Here is a 23,269-nt window from a genome sequence, read left to right as displayed (position 1 = left end):
GCAGCAGGTTATATTTCTACTAAAATCAGAGACAATAATTTGTTAGGTCAAATTGAATATGGCTACCAAGACCCCCAATTTGCAAGAGACGAAGCCAACAAAACGCAACACTGGCTGCTATGCAGCTTAAGTTTCAAACTATGATTACAATTGTGAAGGCCCCTGTTGCTTAACGACGTAGCTGATCCCAAAACGTGAGACACATCAAAACATCTTCAAGAGAATCAAGCCATGTCGTAAGATATGGAGATAACCTTGTAGGTGTTTTTACGTCTGAGATTAATCTGGACTCAAGCTCATCAACTTGTACGCTGAAAAAACCTATGCTTCTATTAATGCTCCTTGTGATACCCCAATGATCTGTGAGAATTCAGTTTGATTATGTTGTTCCTCATTAGCCCTCCTTCTGTCTAAAAATTAAAAAACAGCCCCAAAAATAATTTTATTTATCGGGACTGTCAAGTTATCTAAGCTATTAAGTTATTCTTATGAAGAGGTTTATCTTACAACATCATATATAAAATACCCTGTCCATTTTCACTATAAAAACATGAAAACTCGAATCAGTGAATAATAAACACTCAGGTATTAGCTTCGCTGTCTCATCGCCTCGAATAATAACACCGTAGAGGCCATGGCTGCATTCAGTGATTCCGCTTGTCCCTGCATTGGAATGAATACTGATTCATCCACCATACTTGCGGTAGCAGCAGAAATACCCTGGCCCTCGTTGCCAATCACGAGCCAAGTGGATACACGCAAATCTATGGTATAGCATGATAAGCTTGCATCGAGCGAGGTGCTGAGCAAGCGGGCACCTTTGCTTTTGGCCTGCGGCAAAAGCTCTTCCAGACTGCCTTCGATCACTGGCAGATGAAACAATGATCCCATCGTGGAGCGGATCGTTTTGGGATTATATAGGTCGGCGCAACCATGGCCCAATATAACGCCTGCGGCTCCAGCAGCGTCCGCACTGCGAATGATAGTGCCTACATTGCCGGGGTCCTGTACACCGTCCAGCACCATCACCAGCGCATCTGGTTGCTCCAGCAATGCTGCGAATGCGCTACGCTCCTCCTTACGCACGATGGCAAAGACAGACTGCGGCGTCTTGGTATCGGTGCATTTGGCAATGACCGCCGCCGACACGGGAATCCATTCCACCGGCTGATCGGCTGAATCCAGACCATTCAGCTCGGCAGGAATCCCCTTGTCCAAATCATAGGCGACGCTTTCAACAGCCGCGTTCGAACGCAGCGCTTCCTGCACTAGATGAATACCCTCGACAATATATTTATGCTGCCGTGTGCGATGCTTTTTTTCGAGGAGTTGCGACCATTCTTTTACACGTGCATTATTCGGTGAAATGATTTCCATTGGTTTAACCTTCCGTTTCTAGGTCTGTTTCTTTAAAAATAAATGATGCATCACTTGTACTTGAACATCAAACCTCTCTAAGCTGCAAAAGCCAGTTCCAGCTTGGTTAGATCGTCCTTGTGACCCACAATGACCAGCACATCACCCGCTTCCAGACGATCCTCGGCATACGGTGAAATGTTCATCTCCTGGTTTCTGCGGATCGCCATTACATTGCAGCCGAAGCGTGCCCGTATGTCTAGCTCCTTCAAATTTTTGCCGATCATGGAATCAGCGGCTCGCATCTCCAAAATACTGTAGTCCTTGGACAGCTCAATATAATCCAAAATATTAGGAGACGTTAAATGGTGGGCTACCCGCAGTCCCATATCCCGTTCAGGATAAACCACTTTATCCGCACCTATTTTTTGCAGCACTTTTCCGTGCAGTTCATTTTGTGCTTTGACCACAAGAGCAGGCACACCCATGTCCTTGAGAATCAATGTCGTAAGAATGCTGGCTTGTATATCTTCACCAATTGCGACTACAATTACGTCAAAATTGCGGATACCCAGTGCTCGCAGTGCTTCCTCATCGGTCGAATCGGCAGACACTGCATGCGTCACAATATTCGACATTTCCTGTGTACGCTGCTCGTCCGAATCGATAGCAAGTACATCAAACCCCATCTCACTCAGCGCGCTGGCAACACTGGAACCAAAGCGCCCCATGCCAATGACCGCATACTGTTTTTTTGCCATTCCTTCTTTACCTCCCGCTCACCATACTGTCCGTCATAGTATAGCATATCATGCTACAAACATAAATTTTGACATCCTTATTCCAAATGCTTCTCCATGTATACTGGGCCACAGCCCAAGCCATAATACATTCGATCACTATTACAACATACGGGAGGTACACATGCCCATTACAATGGATTTACGACAAGCGATTGTTCATAAAGTTCACGGCAAATCAGAGGCTGATCTTACGGATATGATTATTGGGTCAGTGGATGGACCGGAAGCCGCTTTGCCTGGATTAGGTGTCATTCTTGAAATCGCATGGAAGCATATGAGTCCAAACCAGCAGCAGGATTTCGTCCATTTGGCACATGAACAAATCGATAAAATCAAACCTGTGCCCTTAACCTAACCCTAGCAATTCACTTCTTGTTATGCTTTAATTGTGCTCATTATTTTTACCCGTATTCGAAAATGAGAATAGTCCACTCGCATTCATGTCGAGTGGACTATTCGTGGTATATATCAAATGACTGAAATCAGACTGCACTGCATATAAAACTTTATGGAGCCATTTCCAAAAACTTAGCGGTCGGATTTTTTTCTATAGCCGTACGCATGGCATACTCATTTTCGAACAAGGCTACATAATTGCCTTTCTTATCTTTTACCAGCGTAGAGTTGATACGGAACTTGCTCGGATCAATCTGCTCATCCACAATCCAACGTGCAAATTGGAACGGCATACGTTGAAGCTGTACATCTACCCCATATTCACCCTTCATGCGGTATTCAAATACTTCAAATTGCAGTTGGCCGACTACACCTAGTAGCGTATCATCAAAGCTTACCGTACGGAACACCTGAATCATACCTTCTTCGGTCAACTGGTCGATACCTTTCAGATACTGCTTGTGCTTCAAAGCATTTTTCACAGTAACCTTCGCAAAAATTTCAGGTGAGAAGGTCGGCAGTTCATCAAATACAACCTCGCTGCCTTGACTGAGTGAATCGCCAATACGGAAAATACCCGGATCAAACAAACCAATAATATCTCCAGGAAATGCCTCCTCGACAATATCACGGTCCTGTGCCAAGAACTGCTGTGGTTGGGACAGCTTAATTTCCTTGCCCATCCGAACATGCTTAACACTCATCCCACGTTGAAACTTACCGGACACGATACGCAAAAATGCGATACGGTCACGGTGAGCCGGGTTCATATTGGCCTGAATTTTAAATACATAGCCAGTAAACTTCTCGTTCGTTGGCTGAATTCCCCCAACTGTACTGTGGCGCGGTTCCGGCTTAGGAGCAAGCTGAAGGAAGTTTTCCAAAAATGTTTGCACACCAAAATTATTAATAGCACTTCCAAAGAAAATAGGCGTTAATTCTCCACGCTGTACTTTTTCCATATCAAAAGGGTCACCTGCGACATCAAGCAACTCTAAATCTTGGCATAATTGGTCGTGCAAATATTCGCCCGCCATCTCGCGAATAATCGGATCATTGTAACCTTCCACTTTTTGTACTTTGATCGTGGAATGGTCATCTCCCTGAAACAACTCAACCTGATTTTTGACACGGTCATAAACACCGCACAGATCACGCCCTGTACCAATCGGCCAGTTCATAGGCACTGAACGGATACCAAGAACCTGTTCCAGCTCCTCCATCAGATCAAAGGGACTGCGTCCTTCACGGTCCAGCTTATTAATGAAGGTGAAAATCGGTATTCCGCGCTTCGCACAAACCTGAAACAGCTTGATCGTTTGCGCTTCCACACCTTTTGCTACGTCAATCAGCATGACCGCACTATCTGCGGCTGTTAATGTGCGATACGTGTCTTCACTGAAGTCCTGGTGACCCGGGGTATCCAGGATATTAACGCGATGCCCATTATAATCAAATTGCATCACTGAGGATGTTACCGAAATCCCCCGCTGTTTTTCAATCTCCATCCAGTCACTCGTCGCATGCTTGCTGGCTTTACGAGCTTTGACTGTACCTGCAAGACGAATAGCGCCCCCGAACAGCAGCAACTTTTCCGTCAGTGTCGTTTTACCCGCATCCGGGTGAGAAATAATCGCAAACGTACGCCGTTTGTCGACTTCCTGTTGAAGTATATCTGTTGTTTTACTCATTTCACATATCCCTTCATGATCAAATCCATTGCATTTCTGCTCAAGCTATTCATAAAAAGGCCATGATGCACGCCTATGTTCATAAGTTCATCGGCTCATTGCCGTTAGCTCCAGTATTCGGCATACTCCGTCACCATATTCATGATAAATACGATCTATTTACATGTTTTAGCCTGCCTTTAACATATAATCAGTTGCAAACTGAAAACCTGAGACTAAGCTATTATAGCATACTCCGAACGCAAAGCATCCCCTTACATCCTAAACAGGACATAGGGGGATGCATGACAAATCGGGATTACTGAGTGCCGCCTACTCGCCAGATGACATTATCTTCATCCTGACCGCTAACCGGCCACCACTTATAGCCATCCTGCTCTAACAGCTTGTGAGCACCATCAGGTCCCCATGAGCCTGCAGCATAGGTTTCCAGTGTATCCGGGGTCTGCTGCCATGCTTTGGCGATTCTATCAACGAATCCCCACGCTGTAGCAACCTCATCCCACCGCGTGAAGTACGTCGAATCACCCTCGATCGCATCCATCAGCAACCGTTCATACGCCTCCGGTGAGTTGATCCCCACCATACAGCTTTGGCAAAAATCCATAGCCAGCGGCTCAATATCTGATTCCGAACCGGGTTTCTTGGCATTAATTTTAATGTAAATGCCCTCCATTGGATTGACCCGAATGACGAGCAAGTTTGGTTCCAGCTTATGCTTTTGACCGAGATATACATTGGTTGGCATGCTCTTAAATTCCACAACGATCTCCGTAGTTTTTACAGGGAGACGTTTGCCTGTACGAATGTAGAACGGTACACCAGCCCAACGGAAATTATCTACAAACACACGTGAAGCAAAATAAGTCTCTGTATTCGATTGTGGATCAACCTTGTCTTCTTGACGATACCCTGGCAACTGCTGACCGCGGTAACTGCCTTCAGTATATTGACCACGTACCACGTTGGTCTTCACATCCTCAGACGATTCAAAAGGTCGTAGTGAACGCAACACTTTCACCTTTTCATCACGGATATCCTCTGGTAACAGACGACTAGGCGGTTCCATCGCGATCATCGTAAGCATTTGCAGCATATGGTTCTGTCCCATATCGCGCAAAGCGCCAGAATGATCATAATAACCTCCGCGTTCCTCCACCCCTACCGTTTCACTCAGCGTAATTTGCACATTGGCAATATGCTTGTTATTCCATAGTGGTTCAAAAAAGGCGTTAGCGAAGCGAATCACCTCGATATTTTGTACCATTTCCTTACCAAGATAGTGATCAATTCGATAAATTTCTTCTTCGGCAAATACTTCACGTATTTCGATGTTCAACTCTTGTGCAGACTCGAGGTTGTAACCGAAAGGCTTCTCTATAACTAGACGATTCCAGCCCTTGCCGTCCAACATGCCGCCCTCTTTCAAGCTCTTCGACACACTTCCGAATAATTCAGGCGCCAAGGCCAAATAAAACAACCGATTTCCCAGTATGTTAAACTTACCTTCTATAGCCTCCGTCTGCTGTCTCAGCTCATGAAACCCATCAACATTGTTGATATCCAGCGATTTATATTCAAAATGCTCGGCAAATGCCTGCCATTCTTGATCATTTTCTGCTTTGTAGCGACTAAACTCCTGTATGGAAGCGTACAGGTCATTACGGAATTCTGCTTCTGTGCGGGGACGTCTTGCTACACCAATAACAGCAAAATCTTCAGCAAGCTTGCCTTCGCGGTACAAGCTGTAGATAGCAGGAAATAACTTGCGGCGAGCCAAATCGCCCGTAGCACCAAAAATAAACAGAACTGCACCTTGTGTCACAAGAGATTCTTTAACAGGTATGTCAGCCATGAAGTACCTCATTCTTCCCATGTCAAGATTCCGCAATCCACAATCCTCGAAATCCGCATGTAGTATTGTGTATATTTATACAAGATCATACTTGATTTTCGAAAAACATGGAACTAAAGATTTGATGACATTTTAACATATTCTACATGGATAAGCTATCCGATGAATCATAAATTTACCTTATAAGTCAGTATTCAATTGTGATAATCGGAAAACCGAGTGTTATACGTTTATTTTGCTGCGCTCTATTTTCATGTACCGCCATCTGCATCTGAACTTGATGCTCACCGCTTTGCACGATTAATGGCAGTTCTGGAGCTTCATAAGATACAGCTACAGTGGTTGCATCTGTGTATCTTTCTTTAGCCTGCATGGAGATATCCCCTGCTAAGCTTGCTTCTGTCCGTTTCATCAGTTGATCCACGCTTTCCTTTGCTTGCAGCGAACGCTGAACGGAGGTGTTCCACTGCGCTTGAACCCCTATCGAATGTAATTGCTCGGCACAAAGCTTATGAAGCTGAATCAACTGCTCACGTCCTGTGTCGCTGCTTTCCAGTTGAACGACTACATACCATTGTCCAGCTTGACGTTCCATCATATTTAAACGAATTTTTAAATCCTCACGATCACGAACAGAGCGATATAGTGTGTGCCCATTTTCTACGAGTTTGCTTGCTGTGGGTATATTCAGTTGCTCAGCTATCTGTGCCACTATATCTGCCGGATCTCCATGATTAGGAATCCAATCGCCTTGCCATTTTACAACCAGCTTATCCAGTGTACCCGGGGTTTGATCCGAGAGGATTAATAACGAGCGTAAAGCCGCTTCTGCCTCACGGGAATCAGTTCCGTTGGTCTGAAGAGTTCCGTAACGCCAGCCAGCCAGTACCAACACCGTTCCTAATACCAAAAATGCAATAACTCCCTTTTTAATCATTTCTGCTTTTAACATGGCCGTTCTTCCCCCTCCATAACCATTTATTCTCCGCATACACACAATGGAATGCTTATTTTTTCGGCTCGATTGAAATCTATGAATCTATCAATAGCATGCCCGTTGCCAGAGGTTTTATACGCAGAGGAAGTCAGCACAACCTTTCAGAAATATTCATTCGCCTACTGGGTGTTCGACCATACACCGTAGGCACGATAAGAATAGACTATAATCACAACGCATCTTACACCAAAAGAGGTGAAATCATGTTTCCCATTTATCCAGTAAATGAAGCCAATGTGGCACCTCATGGCGGACGGATGGTCTGTGCCGTTATGCGTGATGGTACACGACACATTGGCATCTTAAGTGGGTGTAGCAAAGGTAAGCTGATGTTGAACGGATATCCATCCTCCTTTCCTGGTAGTCTCTATGCTGGAAGCTACAGTAACAAAGGAAAACAAAAAGCTAAAAAAAACTCCTCTAAAAAGCAAAAAAAGAACTCTAAAAACAAAGCTCGTTCTTCTGCCAAGCTAAATTCCTTTAATAGACCGCCGGACGAACTTCTAAATCCATACTTTCCTTATAACGTAGGCGCATTTGATTCAAATGGAAATAGGGGTTATGGAAACGGCAGAGCAGGCTATCGTGGTAGATATGGATACGGGGCAGGACTTGTACTAGATCTGGCTTTAATCGCCTTTCTATTCCTCCTTATCTAAACACCGTGTTACAGAACACAAAAAAACCGGAGGACCATTCATCGTCTCCGGTTCTTTGTATTCGTCGTTTTACAATTTACTCTGCTAAGCCGTTCTTATAAGCATAGATTGCCGCCTGTGTGCGGTCTTCCACTCCTAATTTGGCGAGAAGGTTCGTGACATGGAATTTTACCGTCTTAATCCCGATAATCAGTTCATCTGCGATATCCTGGTTAGACTTCCCTTGTGCCAACAAGCGAAGAACCTCCATCTCACGATCTGTTAGCTCCGTATGTGCGGGCGCTTCAGCCTGTGGCTGGCGAAACCGATTCATCATCTTAGAGGCCACCTGCGACTCTAGTACGGACTGTCCACGTGCAGCTGCACGGATCGCATCCGCGATCTCGGAAGCACGAGACGTTTTAAGCAAATAGCTGAATGCCCCTGCCTCAATGACCGGATACATTTTCTCATCATCCAAATAACTCGTCAGTACAATCACCTTTGTCTCTGGAAGCAGGCGTGTCACTTGGCGTGTCGTTTCGATACCATCCATGCCATCCATGACCAAATCCATTAAAATCACATTTGGCTTGTACTCTGATGCTAAGCGTATGCCTTCTTCTCCGCTACCGGCCTCGCCGACCACTTCAATCCCTTCTTCTGTCCCCAGCACCGCCGCAAGCCCGATCCGCACCATTTCATGGTCGTCTACCAGCAGTACGCTAATCGGTAATTCCGTTTCCATGATCATCGTTCCTTCCGCTTTCATCATAAATAACTGGCACAGACACCTCGATCCGTGTCCCTTTTCCCGGAGCCGTTATATACTGAATAGCTCCCCCAATTTCACTGACCCGCTCCTGCATGGTGGATAATCCATATGATGTCTGCTTTTTCTCATCCATTTCAAAACCAATACCATTATCCCGAATCGTCAACCTAATGGAATCCGGGCGTTGCACAATACGAATTTCCATACGAGTTGCTTTGGCATGACGCAATGTATTAGACATCGCTTCCTGAACAATGCGAAACAAGTGATTCTCAATGCCCTTAACCAACTGTACTCCGCTTTCCATCTCAAAATCAATCTCCATCGGTACCTTTGCCTGTAATTCCTGTACCAAATCACGCAAACCCTGCTCAAGCCGTTTTCCTTCCAGATAGACAGGCCGTAGATGAAGTAGTAACGCCCGCATTTCGGATTGTGCCACGGAGGACATTTCTTCAATTAATGCAACTTGACGCTGCGCTTTATCAAAATCCTTGTCCAGCGTCCTACCCACAGCCGTCGCTGTCATTGAAATAGCAAACAATTGCTGCGATACTGCGTCATGTAACTCTCTGGCCAGCCGCTGCCGTTCCTCCACAATCGCAGTCATCCGTGCCTGTTCTGCTAACTGAGCATTATCCGTAGATAAGCGTTGTAAAGACGTTACTTGTTCCTGCCATTTACGCCCGATTCGTTCCAACTGCTCTCCTAGTCTGCCAAGCTCATCATGCCCTAGAGGTGGCAACTCACGTGCAGGGGTTCCCTTTTCCCACATCAGCAATGTCTCTCTCAACATTTCCAGTCTGCTTTTAAAGCGATAACTTTCATAAAATCCGTACATTGCCCCTGTACCAATCAACACCAGTATAACGGCTCCTGCTACTTTCAGTATCATTCCCCAGGTTGGGAACGACTTCACATATCCATATGTATACAGCATATAAAAGACAACTACGCCCACAACAACACACAGGAGGATACCTTCACCCATACTGCGGGTTACCATGTTGGACGTTTTTTTGTGATTCATCCCGGTTCCTCCTGGTTCAATAAAATCGAATACGGACATCGCCCGCCAAGTACGAAACGACAAACTTCACTTTATATTCACTCTGTTCAAAATGAGGAGACTTCCACACCAGTCGATTGAGCATCCCCGCCTCATGATCCCGGTCGAACTGAATCTGACCGAACAATACGAACATCTCCACCTCTACACCGTAATTATCCGGCAGCGTGATGTCAATGTCACCGAAGATCCCCTGTAAAAATATGACGGGCTCACGTTCCTCTGGAAGAGCCAGCGTCAAATCGGCATCCACATCACCAACCACATGCCATATGCTTGTGCTGCGCAAGCTCCACGGCACTTCATCCCATTTATGATTGGATATGAAATTGTGTTTGAATATAGAGCTTTGACCTTTATGCAGCTTCCTGGAACGTGAATAGAACACAGCCAGCGAAGCCAATGTGATCACTACAAACAAGAACAAATGATCCAGCACCAACAGACCGGCACCGATGGCAAGCATCGTATAGCCCTTTTTGATTTTGGAACTGCGAATCTTATATATTCCGGCCAACATTAGGATCAGTGCAAACACGGAGAGGAACCCAATCCACTGACCGAATAAAATGATAATCCCGATGCCAATCCCTGCCAGTGCCAAGGCTGATTTTCTTCTTTCCATGCTGCACCCCCTTTTTTGTTTATACCGGAAGGAAAAGCCATAGTGGCGAAATATATCGCCATATGGCTTCCGAACCATACAGATTGAGCACTGTTATTGGTCAGTGTCCATCTATACAGCATATCATAATGTTTGGGTTCCGAGTAGTTAGTCCTTCTTCATATCTACAGGTTTAGCACCTGCCTGAATTTTGGACTTCAATTGTTGAAGCTGCTCATCCACTTTAAATTGTTTTTCAGCTTCTGCGGGATTAACATATGCCTCTCCCGGTGCTTGACGATAAGGGGCACGCAGTACGTCAGCTTCTGCCTCCATTTGCATGATTTTTTCCTCCATGCGGTGGAAGCCCAGCGAAGCAGACCCGCTTTCAATCGTGTGCAAACTATTGATTTGCGACATTTGCTTTTTGGCTTTTGCCATTTGAGCACGAGATACCAGCTCATTACGCTTATTGCGCATTTTGTAGAATTCATCCTTCATTCCATGAAGCTGCTGTACCAGTTCTTTGGCTTGGAGCTCGGCTTGAGTGTGCAAGTCACGGTATTCATCCTGCTTTTGCACAAAATAAACCTTCTCGCCCAGTAGCTTGCGTGCTACTTCTTCCTGGCCATTTCGCAATGCAGATTCAGCCTGCTTTTCGCGCTCATTGGATACACGCACAGCCTCCTCCAAACGCTGTTTCATACGACGCTCATTTGCCATTTGCTTGGCGACTGTTACCTCAGCCTCGTGAATTTCTGCCTCCATATCGCGCAAGTACTGATTTAACATGATAATCGGATCTTCAACTTTATCCAACATTTCATTCACCGATGCTCTTGTCATATCCTTCATTCTTTTAAAAATTCCCATTATTTACGTTCTCCCTTCTCGAATTGCTCTACTTTTTTACGTAACTCTTCCAGTTCCTTTTTCATTGCTTTTTTCTCGATATCTTCCATCATGGAATCCAGATCACTGTTGTGCCCTGTATTAAATTTGGATGAATAGCGGGCATCCTGACCAAACGGGTTCGAGTTGCCGTATGCTCCGCCTTGATTGTAACCAGTTCCTTGTCCATACTGCGTTCTAGTACTACTACCGCCATAATAGCGTGGATCTTGATGGGTATAGGGACCACTATCTGGACCAAATCCTCCGTCGTAAGGAGATCTTGGTTCCTTGGAAATAACCAACGCTGCAATCACATAAATCATAAATGTGGTGCCTGCTGTAATAAAGAAACTGATCACAACCAAAATACGTATCCAAGTTGAGTCCATTCCTGTTGCGTCAGAAAGACCGCCACATACTCCAGTTAATACTCTATCCCGGTTTGATCGGTAAATTCGGGTCATAATTTACTTACTCCTTCCCGCTGTTGTTCAGCTTGCTTTTCAGTCTCGCCCACTCTTGTTCGAGCAGCGATCCACCGCTGTGAGCATCCGTTGTATACTCCTCACCCCGGCGCAATTCACGCAAACTCATCGTTTCTGCTTCCATATCAGCTACCCGGTCTTCCAAGCGGTTGAACATTCGGGGAACATTTCGTCCGCCGTATGTACCTGCCCGTTCGTTCATTTGCTGCTGGAGTCTCAACGTTTGTACACGTGCAGCATAATACTGACGCTTACTGTGTACCGTCTGGTATTCTGTTTTTAATGTATCCAGCTGTTGCTCCAATTCACGTAATGATTCACGGCTCTGCTCCCACAGTTCTCTATACTGCTCTTCTTTTTCTGCATACAGCATTTTTTCCTGAAGGGCTAGCTTTGCAACGTGTTCTTCATCTGCTTTCAAAGCCAGAAGCGCCTGTTCCTCCCGTTTGGCCTGCATGGATAATGCATGATCCAACTGCTGCTTCATTTGTCTTGTATGCACTGCATACTGCTGTTGAAGCTTTTCCGCTTCAGCGATTTCCTGACGGGTATTATATAGGAACTGGTCAATGAGTTGTACCGGATCTTGGCTTTGTTCCAAATGCTCATTGAAAGTTGCTACCGTAATATCACGCATTCTTCGAAAAACACTCATTGGCGTCTACTCCTTTCACAATTTCGTATTTTCATCATTTCTTGCTCTTTGCTTTCGTACATTATTCTTCATCCTCAAACTGTCACATTCAGTAGCGACTTCTACGGTCACTCAGCATGGATACACCAAATATGATTAACCCGATTGCCAGCAGTGGTCCAATTAGCCAGGATAGCTTGCCCAGTAAAATCAGTACCCCGAGCACAAGCACGATCCAGCCGAAGAGTGCATTTCCTCTTTTCACACCGTAGTACCCCAGCATAACCATGGCTATCGGAATTAAATAACCAATCAGATGTCCTACAAAGTGACCGAAAAACGGAGTAAACTTACCGAGCAGCATAATCGAACCCAACACGATCAGTACAATGGCTAACCCATTCCCTTTGTTAACTCTCATCATCTCTCACCGCCTTTCACTGTGTCTTGCTTATGTTCTTATTGTACGCTGACCTAGCGTTTGACAAAACGGACCCCAGACGGTTTTTGAACCTAGACCTAAGTCGGGGATGGATATAGACCTGCGGCTATCCTCCTCTATGCTGCTTTGCTGCAAGGGATGTTGAGTGCCGCTTTCCTGCATGCTTAGCGCGTAGTGAAAGGACGAGACAAGCAAATAAGGCTACCGCTGCAACCATATAAGGCATATTAATATGAACATCAAACAGCAGTCCCGCAATTAACGGTCCAATTACATTCCCCAAGCTGGTATAGGACGAGTTCATACCCGCTACAAACCCTTGCTCATCCCCAGCCTGCCGCGATAGAGAAGTGCTTACTGCCGGGCGAAGGATATCCATAGCCAAAAAAATGATAAAAGTCGTCAGCATAATCATCACGTACTGCTCAGCAAATAAAGTTAGGAAAATAAACAGTCCTCCAATAGCCAAGCAAAGGTGAATTACTTTTTTCTCACCAAAACGGTTAATGATCCAACCAAATATAGTTGCTTGCACAACTGCTCCCAAAATAGAGCCTGTCGTTATAATGATGGCAATATCCATTGGTGTAAAACCATATTTATGGTCAACAAACAGTCCAAATACCGTTTCAAAATTTGCCAATCCAAAAGCAACGACAAATACAATGAGCAAGCCCATGAAATACGGAGATTGATAGGACTTCGCAAATTGCTGTAAAAGGTTTTCTTTTTCACGCGGAAGCTCTCTATTGTACTGTTGCTTTTCCTTGCTCAAAGACTCCGGCAACACGAGCAGAGACAAAATAGCCGCTATCCCTGCAGCACCTGCCGCCGCAAAGAAGGGAATACGTATTCCATAGGCAGCAAGCAAACCGCCAATCCCTGGTCCGATGATGAAGCCTGTATTAATCGCTGCATTAATCATCCCCATACCCTTGCCTCTTTCTTCAAACGAGGTCACATCAGCGACGTAGGCCATAATAGAAGGAGTAAGCAACGCTGCCCCTACCCCGCCCATGATTCGTGCAACAAACAAGGTAGGGACGGAACTCGCCAGTCCAAAAACAAGCTCTGACAGCATAAAAATGAACATTCCAGAAACAATCAACTTTTTACGTCCATAACGGTCAGACAATTTTCCTGACAGCGGTGATAATAAAAGCTGTGTCAACGCAAAAGCTGCAACCATCAGCCCCATGGAAGAACCGTTCATCCCTAGCTCGCTTATAAATTTAGGTAAAACAGGAACAACTAATCCAATCCCCATGAATGCTAAAAAAATGTTAAGCATCAATAACAGCATTGCTCCCCGATTTCTTGTCAGTATAGACATATTTCCACCCTTCCTTTTCAGAACCCCTTTTATTTATCAATAGTTTATTTCAGTATCCCAACTTCAAAAACAAAAAAACTTTAATTGTTTTATTAGTTTTCACATAAAAAAATAGCCTCTTTTAATATGCACATATTATTAGGCTATTTTTGTTTTTCGACTAACCCAAATAACAATATATCTACAATGGAATAAGTTGCTTCCTCTACCGTCACACTGTTATCCAGAAAGAAACGCTGATCAAGCGTTAAATTTACTGAATCAATAATAAGCTTCATGATCAGAGCTTCATTTTTGTTCACAATAATTCCTTCTCGGATACCTTCCTGAATTAATGTTCTAATCGGCGACCAATCATTTAAATCAGCATGTACTCTTTTCCAAAGCTCAGGATAATACTTTTTCATCTGGTCTAATATTCTTAAATCATAAAACTTATAATACAGCGGCATAACCCTAATCGACTGTTTAATCTTTTCTAACAAAGTTAATTCATTGTTTTGGATAATTTGTTCTGTCTTTTGAATCATATCATCATTTGTACGCTCAATCAGTGTCTCTAAAATAAGTGTCTTAGATGAAAAATTCTCGTACAATGTACGCTTACTGATGGCAAGTCTTTTCGCAAGATCATCCATAGTAAATTTCAAGCCATTCTCATGAACTTCCTCTACAAAAGCTTCCAAAATTCTTTCCTGCATATGCATTCCTCATTTCTCTTACACTTAATAAACTATAAATGTTTTTTCAGTACCACCATCCTACTACAACCTCAAAGTCCCAGTCAAATATAAACCTAATTAAAAAGGATCTCTGCAAAGTTCTTATCTTCCACTCATCTGGATCCAAGTTAATCTTGTTGCTAAAGTTAAGAATACGAATAATAAAAAGGATGATAAAATGCATTAAAGCATTTTATCATCCTTCTATATATACCGGCGAGAGGACTCGAACCTCCACGGTTCCTCACTCAACACCGAATACAATCTTGATAATACCTTGTTTAATGAAGGTAAAAAAAGCACTGCTCGTCGATTTCGACCCGCAAGGTAATCTGTCGATGTACTTTGGTATTGAGCAGCGGGATCAACTTCCGTAGCTAGGGTCTGCGACAGGACTAATTCAATTGCTCAGTATCAAGGAATTTAGAATACTTGTACAACTTCTTTAATATCATCAATTTCCTTAAGAATTGCGCGCTCAATAGCAACCTTTAACGTAATCGTAGCACTTGGGCAACCATTGCAAGCTCCCAAAAATCTTAATTTTGCTATACCGTTCTCAACTTCGACCAGTTCAGCATCTCCACCGTCACGCAGTAAGAAAGGACGTAGTTTGAGAAGAACTTCCGATACTTCATTAAATAAAACTCCATTTTCATCCATTATGTCAACTCCCCCCATTGTTTTACCAACCGTCAATTCAGACCTTTTTCATCCTAGATCGTCTGAGTGATCCTTTGCTTTTTGCCTAAGAGTGACCTCTTGATCCGAAAGTTCCCTTATAAGCGTATGAATAGAGTCTAAAGGTATCATCACACCACAACTTGCGCTCAATCCTGACAGCATATTGAAGCAGAACTGAAGTTTTCGTATCTCTCGGGTAATTTGAGCTAGTTCTGAATCGTCCGAATTATTTTTCTTCATTACTAGCACCTCTTTAAAGAATGATAAAGGTTTGATCTATTAAATTAATGAATCAACCGATGCTTCCTTCCATCTCAAATTGAATCAACCGATTCATTTCAACGGCATATTCCATTGGCAATTCTTTGGTAAACGGTTCAATAAAGCCCATTACAATCATTTGTGTAGCATCTTGTTCTGTAAGCCCGCGGCTCATTAAGTAAAACAATTGTTCCTCGGACACTTTGGATACTGTTGCCTCGTGCTCCAAAGTAATCTGATCGTTTTTAATTTCATTGTACGGAATCGTATCTGATGTTGACATGTTATCCAATATCAACGTATCGCACTTAATATTGGACTTGGACCCTGCGGAATCGCGGCTGAAGCTGGACAACCCTCGGTAGTTTACTTTTCCGCCCTGCTTGCTGATGGATTTGGATATAATCGTAGATGTTGTCTCGGGAGCAAGGTGAATTACCTTCGCGCCGGCATCTTGATGCTGATCTTTACCGGCTACGGCAATAGACAGGATGGACCCCTTGGCTCCCCGTCCTTTCAATAATACTGCCGGATACTTCATTGTTACCTTGGAGCCGATGTTGCCGTCGACCCATTCCATTGTGGCATTTTCTTCTACCACAGCCCTTTGGGTTACCAAGTTGTAGATATTAGGAGCCCAATTCTGAATAGTCGTGTAACGGATACGGGAATCTTTCCGGCAAATAATTTCAATAACTCCACTATGCAGGGAACTGGTACTATAAATAGGTGCTGTACATCCTTCAACATAATGGACAAAGCTGCCCTCTTCGGCAATAATTAATGTCCGCTCGAATTGACCCATATTTTCAGAATTAATACGGAAATAACCTTGTATCGGAACCTCGCACTGAACACCCTTCGGAATGTATACAAAGCTACCGCCTGACCAAACCGCACTATTAAGCGCCGCAAATTTATTGTCGGCGGGAGGGATGATCGTTCCAAAATATTGCTTAAGCACTTCGGGGTATTGCTTTAATGCAGTATCCGTATCAAGGAAAATAACACCCTGATCCTCCAGTTCCTTCTGCATGCTGTGATATACCACTTCCGATTCATATTGAGCGGATACGCCCGCCAGGAACTTTTGCTCCGCTTCAGGGATTCCCAGCTTGTCAAAGGTTGCTTTGATCTCGGAAGGAACCTCCTCCCAGGTCTTTCCCTGTTTTTCAGAAGGGCGAACGTAATACTGGATGTCATCAAGACTAAGCCCGGTCAAATCCGCTCCCCATTCAGGCATCGGCATTTTGTAGAATTGATTCAAAGCTTTCAACCGAAAATTGAGCATCCACTCCGGCTCTTCCTTGATCCGGGAAATTTCCCGGACAATCTCTTCCGTCAGACCTTTTCCAGATTGAAAAATAGACTGGTGCTTGTCGCGAAACCCATATTTATATTCGCCCATATCTGGTGCTTTTTTTGCCATTAGTATCACTCCTTTTTAACCTTTCAAGATTCATTTTGATTTGCTATGATCTGCCGAGTTTGCTTTCCACTAAATCTTTTAGGCGACTGCGAACACCTTCCAGCGGGATCTCCGAAATGACAGGAGCGAGAAATCCAAAAATAACAAGATGTTCGGCTTCACTCCGTGATATCCCGCGCGACATCAGATAATAGATTTGCTCTGCATTTACTTGCCCCACGGATGCAGCATGACCCGCGGTTACATCATCCTCATCTATCAGCAGGATCGGATTGGCATCGCCGCGAGCTTTAGGACTTAGCATAAGCACGCGTTCTGTTTGCTGACCATCACAATGGGTTGCACCTTTTTCAATCTTTGTAATGCCGTTGATAATGGCCGTAGCTTCTTCAAGCATGACTGCACGCGTAATCATCTGGCTTACCGAGCTTCTGCCAAAATGCTGAGCTTGAGTTGTATAGCTCGATTTTTGATTGCCCGTGCCAATAGCAATCACCTTATTGTCGGAGACCGCCCCGTTGCCTTGTAGCAAAGTCTTGGTATCGCTGGCGGTATAACCATTGTTCATCTCACCGATAATCCACTCCACACCCCCATCAGCAAGAACGACCGCCCGTCGCTGGGTGAAATCTGTTGTAGTTGCAGCAAGCTGATGAACCGAAGCTACTTGCACCTTTGAGCCCGCCCCCGCGAAGACCTCCGTCACACTGTTATGCAATACCTTGACATCATCACGACTCGATACACAATTATCCACATAAGTAATCTTGCTGTTGCTCCCTGCCACAATTAAGACGTGAGGAGCAAAACACACACCGCTTGTATCGTTAATAAAGATCGCTTGAATAGGTGCTTCAACCTCTACACCGTCTGGGACATATAGAAAAACGCCACCACTCCATAAGGCACTGTGTGCAGCAGATAAACGATGTTCTTCCGGCTTCACTGCCTGAAAGAGATAACGTTGAACCAGCTCCTCGTGCTCATTTGCCGCAGTATGCAGATCCGTTAAAATGACTCCCTGGGCGGCTAAGCTCTCGGACAATTTCGTATACACTACATCCGAGTTGAACTGAACGATTAGTCCGCCTTTCACCGGAGAAGCAACCAAACCTCGAACAACCTCCGGCGCTTCCTCCAAACTAGACCACGCATTCTCAGCTTTGTAATCTCCACTTTCGTAGATATCCCATTTTTCAAGATTGATTTTCTCCACTTTAGGCAACTCCAGCGTCCCTGCCAGTTCGAGTGCGTGAACGCGGCGTTCAATCAGCCAACGAGGTTCATCCTTAGCGCTTGACCATGCGCGTAAATCGTCCACATTCATTGAAACTCTAGCTTGTATATCCACGTGCTGTTCCTCCTCTCCGGCTTTTAAGCTTCACTTACCGTCTCATCCGTAATCCCAAGTTCCTCCTTCACCCAATCGTACCCTTCAGCCTCCAAACGGTGGGCAAGCTCCGGACCGCCAGATTTAACTATCCGGCCTTGCATCATGACATGCACAAAATCCGGGGTAATATAATTCAACAGTCGTTGATAATGGGTGATGATTAAAAAGCCTCTATCCGGGCTGCGCATCTCATTTACGCCATTGGCCACAATACGCAGTGCATCAATATCAAGCCCTGAGTCCACTTCATCCAGGATCACAAACTTGGGTTCAAGCAGCATCATTTGCAAAATCTCATTCCGCTTTTTTTCACCGCCAGAGAATCCCTCATTCAAATAACGATGCATAAATTCCGGGTTCATCTCCAGCCCCTTCATTTTGCTCTCCATTTCACGGATAAAACGGATTAAGGATATCTCATCACCTTCTTCACGCCGTGCATTGATGGCAGTTCTGAGAAAATCCGAGTTGGTCACGCCAGCAATTTCACTTGGGTATTGCATAGCGAGGAACAAGCCTGCCTGGGCACGCTCATCCACCTCCATCTCCAGAAGGTCTTCATTGTCCAATGTCACCTTACCGCCAGTAACCTCATATTTGGGATGGCCCATTAGAGCTGAAGCCAATGTACTTTTTCCTGTCCCATTAGGCCCCATAATCGCATGAATCTCTCCGCCATGAATCTCCAGTGTGAGCCCTTTTAAAATTTCTTTCCCTTCAATCTTGGATCTTAATTTCTCAATCTTTAATGTCGTCATTTATCGTAAACTTCCCTTCGGAGTATTCTTCGGCACGCGCCACCAAATCACTCATAAATTTTCCAATAGTCTGCAGCTCAACCTCTGAATAGGATTCAATGAATTGGTAAAACCTTTCTTCTTTTTCTTTGTGCAGTTTTTTATGCAAATGATAAACATGTCTTCCCTTATCCGTTAAACTAAAGTAAATCTCCTTACGATTGCTGTTCAGTCGACTTCTCATAATGAAGCCCATTTCCAGCAGCTTTGCACTAATTTTAGTAATGCTAGCTTTGGACAACCCCATCTTCTCCACAATCCCGGTATGATTTATCGGTTCATAATCACCAATACAATCAATAACGTGTACACTAGTAATATTATTGGAGAGCATGTCAATCTGGTACTTTCTAGCCTGTTGCCGAAACGAGTTAATTTCTTGTTCAGTATACAGCTCATTCAGATGTAGCATTTTAATATATTGCTCGTAAAGATGACCTTTAAAATGATTTTGAAACTCCAATTTCCCAATCTCCCCTCTTGTAGTAGTTGCAGATCAAGTTCAGTGTCACCATTAGATTATATTTTGTTCACTAGTAAACAAAATCATATTAACACAATTGATATTGATTATCAATATCAATTGTGTTAAATGTGACGCAATTTTGGAGGCGTTTTTCATGGGTTTGTTGTCATGGTCATCGGCCTTATGCTGTGTTTTGACTATGGCACGTCCCAGAAATGGTCTTGAATACCTCTGATCAATCCTGCTTTGCGAGGATTGATCAATGGAACCCATTCGGCAGCACCCGGATGGTTCTGGTAACCGAAGCCAAGTCTAATACCGTGGCCTATTGAACGTCATGGTACACCTGCCACAGACCGGGGTCGCTATCGTAAAAAGAGGACAAAGGTGGTGCTTGGCCGAGCTGTTTTAAAGCCGTATCGCCGCGTTTGAGTACGCTATCGTGAGCATGTATGGCAATGAATAATCCGTCAGTTACCTGTGTCTGGATATGTTATGGGGTCAAAGAGTATAGCAAAAACTGTGGTTTTTGCTGGTGAATCCGAACAGGCGATGCTCCATTCTAGCCAGCACCGATCTGACACTGGAGGCGATCTAGATCATCGAACTTTAGACCGCCCGCTTCAAAATCAAACACCTTCTGGGCGCTAAAGCAATCCATCGGCGGATTCAGCTACCACTTTTGTAGCAAATCCATTCCGAAGCTCAACCGGTATTTGAAAAAGGATCGGGTTCACCCTCTGGGGTTGTTGGAATAGGAGAAAGCACAACGGGACATCCGCCTAACTGTAAAGATGAGAATGGTAAACGATAACCAAAATGGATCCCTACGGGGCTTAAGATAAAAGGAACCAAGAAAAGAACCGAAATCTTGCTTCAGGAAGCCAGGAAGAATTATCATATGGAAGGACAAGCACTCGCGGTTGAAAACGAAGATATGCGTAAGAGTAAAAGCGGCTACTCCATCCGTTAATAGCAAAAGGCTGTTCGCAGACTTTATGCTTCGATGGCTAGAGATGATGAAAAACAGCATCGGGCTTATCTCCTATATCTCCTATTCCGACACTGTAAAAGGCCACGTAGATCCTTTTTCCGAGAGAAAGGGATGTATTCCTTGATGATTTAACTACAGAGGATTTTCAGAACTTGTATACCCATGAAATGAATGTGCAAGGTGTCAGCGCCAATACCGTTATTCATTATCACGCGAACATTTGCAGAGCCCTTCAGTATGCGGTGAAAATAAAGCTGATTGTGGCGAATCTCCCTGACTTAGTTGAAAGCCCAAAAAAGAACAATTACGTCGTGAGCTTCTACAATGCCGAGAGCTGAATCAACTCCTCGCAGTAATCCGAGGCGAAAGAATTGAGCTTTCCGTTATCCTAGCTGTCTTTTATGGGCTAAGCCGAAGCGAGGTCGTAGGATTAAAATGGTCGGCTATTGATTTATTGAATTGGACTATTAATATTAAACATACCGCCACATCGGGCAATTTGAATGGTAGATATACTGAAATTGAAAAGGACCGAACCAAGAATAAAGCCAGTCACCATATACTTCCACTGGTGGACACGTTCTATGAGCTTCTGATTCGTATGAAGGAATAACAGGAATCCAATCGCTTATCTTCTGACAATTCTTATTGTCTTGAATCCTGGAGTATATTTATGTAGATGTATTAGGGTAAGCATGAAAAGAGTTCAGGAATGGTTAGGCTACAGCGATTATGCAACAACGGCAAATATTTATTCGCATTTGGAATACAACTCAAAGGTGTCTTCAGCTCAAGCAATGAGTGGGGTACTAAAACTCAAATAAAAAAAGCTCACTAGAGAATGTCTCTAATGAACTCTTTTAGTTATACCGGCGAGAGGACTCGAACCTCCACGGTTTCCCACTCGATTTTGAGTCGAGCGCGTCTGCCATTCCGCCACGCCGGCATATTTAATTATGGAGGCGCCACCCAGATTTGAACTGGGGAATAAAGCTTTTGCAGAGCTTTGCCTTACCACTTGGCTATGGCGCCAGAGTATAAAAAGCGGACGACGGGAATCGAACCCGCGACCCTCGCCTTGGCAAGGCGATGCTCTACCGCTGAGCCACGTCCGCATAAGATGGCTGGGGATATAGGATTTGAACCTATGCATGACGGAGTCAAAGTCCGTTGCCTTACCGCTTGGCTAATCCCCAATAAGAAAGGGCGGCCGATGGGGCTTGAACCCACGAATGCCGGAGTCACAGTCCGGTGCGTTAACCACTTCGCCACGACCGCCGCAAGTAATAATTGTATGGCAGGGGCAGCAGGAATTGAACCCACACCAACGGTTTTGGAGACCGTTGTTCTACCTTTAAACTATGCCCCTATAAAACTGGTGGAGGATGATGGATTCGAACCACCGAACCCGTAAGGGAGCAGATTTACAGTCTGATGCGTTTGGCCACTTCGCTAATCCTCCAAAATGGTGCCGGCGAGAGGACTTGAACCCCCAACCTACTGATTACAAGTCAGTTGCTCTACCAATTGAGCTACACCGGCACAAAAACTATTCAATTAAAAGTGGCTCGGGACGGAATCGAACCGCCGACACGAGGATTTTCAGTCCTCTGCTCTACCGACTGAGCTACCGAGCCTCACAATAAGACCCTTTTTCAAGTAATACATTAAATGGCGGAACTGACGGGATTCGAACCCGCGATCTCCTGCGTGACAGGCAGGCATGTTAGGCCTCTACACCACAGTTCCATAATAGATTTAAATTGGTTGCGGGGGCAGGATTTGAACCTGCGACCTTCGGGTTATGAGCCCGACGAGCTACCGAACTGCTCCACCCCGCGACAATAATAAGTATTCATTTTCAAATGGTGGAGGCTGAGGGGATCGAACCCCCGACCCTCTGCTTGTAAGGCAGATGCTCTCCCAGCTGAGCTAAGCCTCCTCAACGGAACACTTCTCATATTATACCATAACAAACTTTTTAATGCAACTTTTTTTTATTTTTTTTTTTTATGACCCGTAGGGGATTCGAACCCCTGTTACCTCCGTGAAAGGGAGGTGTCTTAACCCCTTGACCAACGGGCCATGCTATAGAATAATTCTGGCGGAGAGAGAGGGATTCGAACCCTCGAGACGCTTTTGGCGCCTACACGATTTCCAATCGTGCTCCTTCGGCCAACTCGGACACCTCTCCATATGGCTCCCCGAACAGGACTCGAACCTGTGACAACTCGATTAACAGTCGAGTGCTCTACCAACTGAGCTATCAGGGAATATTAACACTTGTTTCAAGGTTACACCTTGAAAACTGGATCCGAAACTTCCTTGCGTCTTATCTTTAGGATAAGCCCTCGACCGATTAGTATTGGTCAGCTCCATGCATTGCTGCACTTCCACCCCCAACCTATCTACCTCGTCGTCTTCAAGGGGTCTTACTAATTGGGAAATCTCATCTTGAGGGGGGCTTCACGCTTAGATGCTTTCAGCGCTTATCCCTTCCGTACATAGCTACCCAGCGGTGCTCCTGGCGGAACAACTGGTACACCAGCGG

20 protein-coding genes, 15 tRNA genes, 1 rRNA gene and 1 pseudogene are annotated in these 23,269 nt (G+C 44.7%); 2 read left to right on the top strand and 35 right to left on the bottom strand.

Annotation, left to right across the window (positions count from 1 at the left end; translation table 11 throughout):
• Positions 1–588 precede the first annotated feature (588 nt).
• Positions 589–1,377 (bottom strand): TrmH family RNA methyltransferase, encoded by a 789-nt coding sequence (locus ACU1JV_RS17265; RefSeq protein ID WP_025675775.1) that lies wholly within the window; start codon positions 1,375–1,377, stop codon positions 589–591.
• Between the two features lie 77 nt (positions 1,378–1,454).
• Positions 1,455–2,123: pseudogene (locus ACU1JV_RS17260) on the bottom strand (potassium channel family protein); the annotation flags it as partial.
• A gap of 157 nt (positions 2,124–2,280) precedes the next feature.
• Here ACU1JV_RS17260 and ACU1JV_RS17255 point away from each other — a divergent pair.
• Positions 2,281–2,514 carry a small acid-soluble spore protein SspI gene (locus tag ACU1JV_RS17255; RefSeq protein WP_013372990.1) on the top strand — a complete coding sequence of 78 codons (234 nt, stop codon included), beginning with the start codon at positions 2,281–2,283 and terminating at the stop codon, positions 2,512–2,514.
• Between the two features lie 151 nt (positions 2,515–2,665).
• Here the strand turns inward: ACU1JV_RS17255 and ACU1JV_RS17250 are convergent, their stop codons facing one another.
• The 3 genes from ACU1JV_RS17250 to ACU1JV_RS17240 all read right to left on the bottom strand — a co-directional run bounded on the left by ACU1JV_RS17250 (position 2,666) and on the right by ACU1JV_RS17240 (position 7,053).
• Positions 2,666–4,246 carry a peptide chain release factor 3 gene (locus tag ACU1JV_RS17250; RefSeq protein WP_413986984.1) on the bottom strand — a complete coding sequence of 527 codons (1,581 nt, stop codon included), beginning with the start codon at positions 4,244–4,246 and terminating at the stop codon, positions 2,666–2,668.
• 298 nt (positions 4,247–4,544) lie between these two features.
• Positions 4,545–6,101 carry a glucose-6-phosphate dehydrogenase gene (zwf, locus tag ACU1JV_RS17245; RefSeq protein ID WP_413986985.1) on the bottom strand — a complete coding sequence of 519 codons (1,557 nt, stop codon included), beginning with the start codon at positions 6,099–6,101 and terminating at the stop codon, positions 4,545–4,547.
• Positions 6,102–6,288: 187 nt separating this feature from the next.
• A complete protein-coding gene (locus ACU1JV_RS17240; protein WP_413986986.1) occupies positions 6,289–7,053 on the bottom strand; it encodes a YwmB family TATA-box binding protein in 765 nt (254 codons plus the stop codon).
• Positions 7,054–7,301: 248 nt separating this feature from the next.
• Here ACU1JV_RS17240 and ACU1JV_RS17235 point away from each other — a divergent pair, with 248 nt between their 5' ends.
• Positions 7,302–7,757 carry a hypothetical protein gene (locus ACU1JV_RS17235; protein WP_058712560.1) on the top strand — a complete coding sequence of 152 codons (456 nt, stop codon included), beginning with the start codon at positions 7,302–7,304 and terminating at the stop codon, positions 7,755–7,757.
• 76 nt (positions 7,758–7,833) lie between these two features.
• Here ACU1JV_RS17235 and ACU1JV_RS17230 read toward each other — a convergent pair whose 3' ends face one another.
• From ACU1JV_RS17230 to ACU1JV_RS17085, 30 genes are all read right to left on the bottom strand, one after another.
• Complete coding sequence (locus ACU1JV_RS17230) at positions 7,834–8,484, bottom strand: response regulator (RefSeq protein ID WP_013372995.1); 651 nt, start codon at positions 8,482–8,484, stop codon at positions 7,834–7,836.
• The gene (locus tag ACU1JV_RS17225) at positions 8,462–9,541 is read right to left on the bottom strand and encodes a sensor histidine kinase (protein WP_013372996.1); all 1,080 of its coding nucleotides are present in this window, start codon (positions 9,539–9,541) and stop codon (positions 8,462–8,464) included. The genes ACU1JV_RS17230 and ACU1JV_RS17225 overlap by 23 nt, the downstream gene beginning before the upstream one ends.
• Positions 9,542–9,557: 16 nt before the next feature.
• Positions 9,558–10,205, bottom strand: a complete 648-nt coding sequence (gene liaF / locus ACU1JV_RS17220; RefSeq protein WP_137079231.1) for a cell wall-active antibiotics response protein LiaF — start codon at positions 10,203–10,205, stop codon at positions 9,558–9,560.
• 147 nt (positions 10,206–10,352) lie between these two features.
• A complete protein-coding gene (locus ACU1JV_RS17215) occupies positions 10,353–11,057 on the bottom strand; it encodes a PspA/IM30 family protein (RefSeq protein WP_013372998.1) in 705 nt (234 codons plus the stop codon).
• On the bottom strand, positions 11,057–11,542 hold the full coding sequence (locus tag ACU1JV_RS17210; protein WP_013372999.1) for a PspC domain-containing protein: 486 nt from the start codon (positions 11,540–11,542) through the stop codon (positions 11,057–11,059). The genes ACU1JV_RS17215 and ACU1JV_RS17210 overlap by 1 nt, the downstream gene beginning before the upstream one ends.
• Positions 11,543–11,549: 7 nt before the next feature.
• On the bottom strand, positions 11,550–12,218 hold the full coding sequence (locus tag ACU1JV_RS17205; RefSeq protein WP_013373000.1) for a PspA/IM30 family protein: 669 nt from the start codon (positions 12,216–12,218) through the stop codon (positions 11,550–11,552).
• Positions 12,219–12,306: 88 nt separating this feature from the next.
• Positions 12,307–12,618 (bottom strand): LiaF transmembrane domain-containing protein, encoded by a 312-nt coding sequence (locus ACU1JV_RS17200; protein WP_016324716.1) that lies wholly within the window; start codon positions 12,616–12,618, stop codon positions 12,307–12,309.
• 127 nt (positions 12,619–12,745) lie between these two features.
• Positions 12,746–13,972 (bottom strand): MFS transporter, encoded by a 1,227-nt coding sequence (locus ACU1JV_RS17195; protein WP_413986987.1) that lies wholly within the window; start codon positions 13,970–13,972, stop codon positions 12,746–12,748.
• 143 nt (positions 13,973–14,115) lie between these two features.
• Positions 14,116–14,673, bottom strand: coding sequence for a TetR/AcrR family transcriptional regulator (locus tag ACU1JV_RS17190; RefSeq protein WP_413986988.1), 558 nt, complete (start codon positions 14,671–14,673; stop codon positions 14,116–14,118).
• A 444-nt stretch (positions 14,674–15,117) separates the two neighbouring features.
• Complete coding sequence (locus ACU1JV_RS17185; RefSeq protein WP_413986989.1) at positions 15,118–15,357, bottom strand: NifU family protein; 240 nt, start codon at positions 15,355–15,357, stop codon at positions 15,118–15,120.
• 313 nt (positions 15,358–15,670) lie between these two features.
• Positions 15,671–17,068, bottom strand: coding sequence for a Fe-S cluster assembly protein SufB (sufB, locus tag ACU1JV_RS17180; RefSeq protein WP_413986990.1), 1,398 nt, complete (start codon positions 17,066–17,068; stop codon positions 15,671–15,673).
• 43 nt (positions 17,069–17,111) lie between these two features.
• A complete protein-coding gene (sufD, locus tag ACU1JV_RS17175) occupies positions 17,112–18,395 on the bottom strand; it encodes a Fe-S cluster assembly protein SufD (protein ID WP_413987513.1) in 1,284 nt (427 codons plus the stop codon).
• Between the two features lie 47 nt (positions 18,396–18,442).
• Entirely contained in the window at positions 18,443–19,219 is a 777-nt protein-coding gene (gene sufC / locus ACU1JV_RS17170) for a Fe-S cluster assembly ATPase SufC (RefSeq protein ID WP_013373007.1), read from the bottom strand.
• A complete protein-coding gene (locus ACU1JV_RS17165) occupies positions 19,200–19,721 on the bottom strand; it encodes a MarR family transcriptional regulator (protein ID WP_165083766.1) in 522 nt (173 codons plus the stop codon). Before ACU1JV_RS17165 ends, sufC begins: the two co-directional genes overlap by 20 nt.
• Before the next feature lie 1,864 nt (positions 19,722–21,585).
• Positions 21,586–21,664: transfer RNA gene (locus ACU1JV_RS17160), tRNA-Leu, on the bottom strand.
• Between the two features lie 11 nt (positions 21,665–21,675).
• Positions 21,676–21,750 (bottom strand) — tRNA-Cys (locus ACU1JV_RS17155).
• 11 nt (positions 21,751–21,761) lie between these two features.
• A tRNA-Gly gene (locus ACU1JV_RS17150) sits at positions 21,762–21,833 on the bottom strand.
• A gap of 6 nt (positions 21,834–21,839) precedes the next feature.
• Positions 21,840–21,914, bottom strand: a tRNA-Gln gene (locus tag ACU1JV_RS17145).
• Between the two features lie 9 nt (positions 21,915–21,923).
• Positions 21,924–21,996, bottom strand: a tRNA-His gene (locus ACU1JV_RS17140).
• Positions 21,997–22,013: 17 nt separating this feature from the next.
• A tRNA-Trp gene (locus tag ACU1JV_RS17135) sits at positions 22,014–22,087 on the bottom strand.
• Positions 22,088–22,094: 7 nt separating this feature from the next.
• A tRNA-Tyr gene (locus ACU1JV_RS17130) sits at positions 22,095–22,180 on the bottom strand.
• 4 nt (positions 22,181–22,184) lie between these two features.
• Positions 22,185–22,260 (bottom strand) — tRNA-Thr (locus ACU1JV_RS17125).
• Between the two features lie 22 nt (positions 22,261–22,282).
• A tRNA-Phe gene (locus ACU1JV_RS17120) sits at positions 22,283–22,355 on the bottom strand.
• A 35-nt stretch (positions 22,356–22,390) separates the two neighbouring features.
• Positions 22,391–22,467: transfer RNA gene (locus tag ACU1JV_RS17115), tRNA-Asp, on the bottom strand.
• A 15-nt stretch (positions 22,468–22,482) separates the two neighbouring features.
• Positions 22,483–22,559, bottom strand: a tRNA-Met gene (locus ACU1JV_RS17110).
• 25 nt (positions 22,560–22,584) lie between these two features.
• A tRNA-Val gene (locus ACU1JV_RS17105) sits at positions 22,585–22,660 on the bottom strand.
• Positions 22,661–22,731: 71 nt separating this feature from the next.
• Positions 22,732–22,803: transfer RNA gene (locus tag ACU1JV_RS17100), tRNA-Glu, on the bottom strand.
• A 17-nt stretch (positions 22,804–22,820) separates the two neighbouring features.
• Positions 22,821–22,912: transfer RNA gene (locus ACU1JV_RS17095), tRNA-Ser, on the bottom strand.
• Between the two features lie 3 nt (positions 22,913–22,915).
• Positions 22,916–22,991 (bottom strand) — tRNA-Asn (locus ACU1JV_RS17090).
• Positions 22,992–23,057: 66 nt separating this feature from the next.
• Positions 23,058–23,269: ribosomal RNA gene (locus ACU1JV_RS17085) — 23S ribosomal RNA — on the bottom strand; the annotation flags it as partial.

Source organism: Paenibacillus sp. T2-29 (assembly GCF_052921365.1).
Note: the sequence above shows the minus strand (reverse complement) of the source record. Positions and strands in the feature narration are given on the sequence as shown.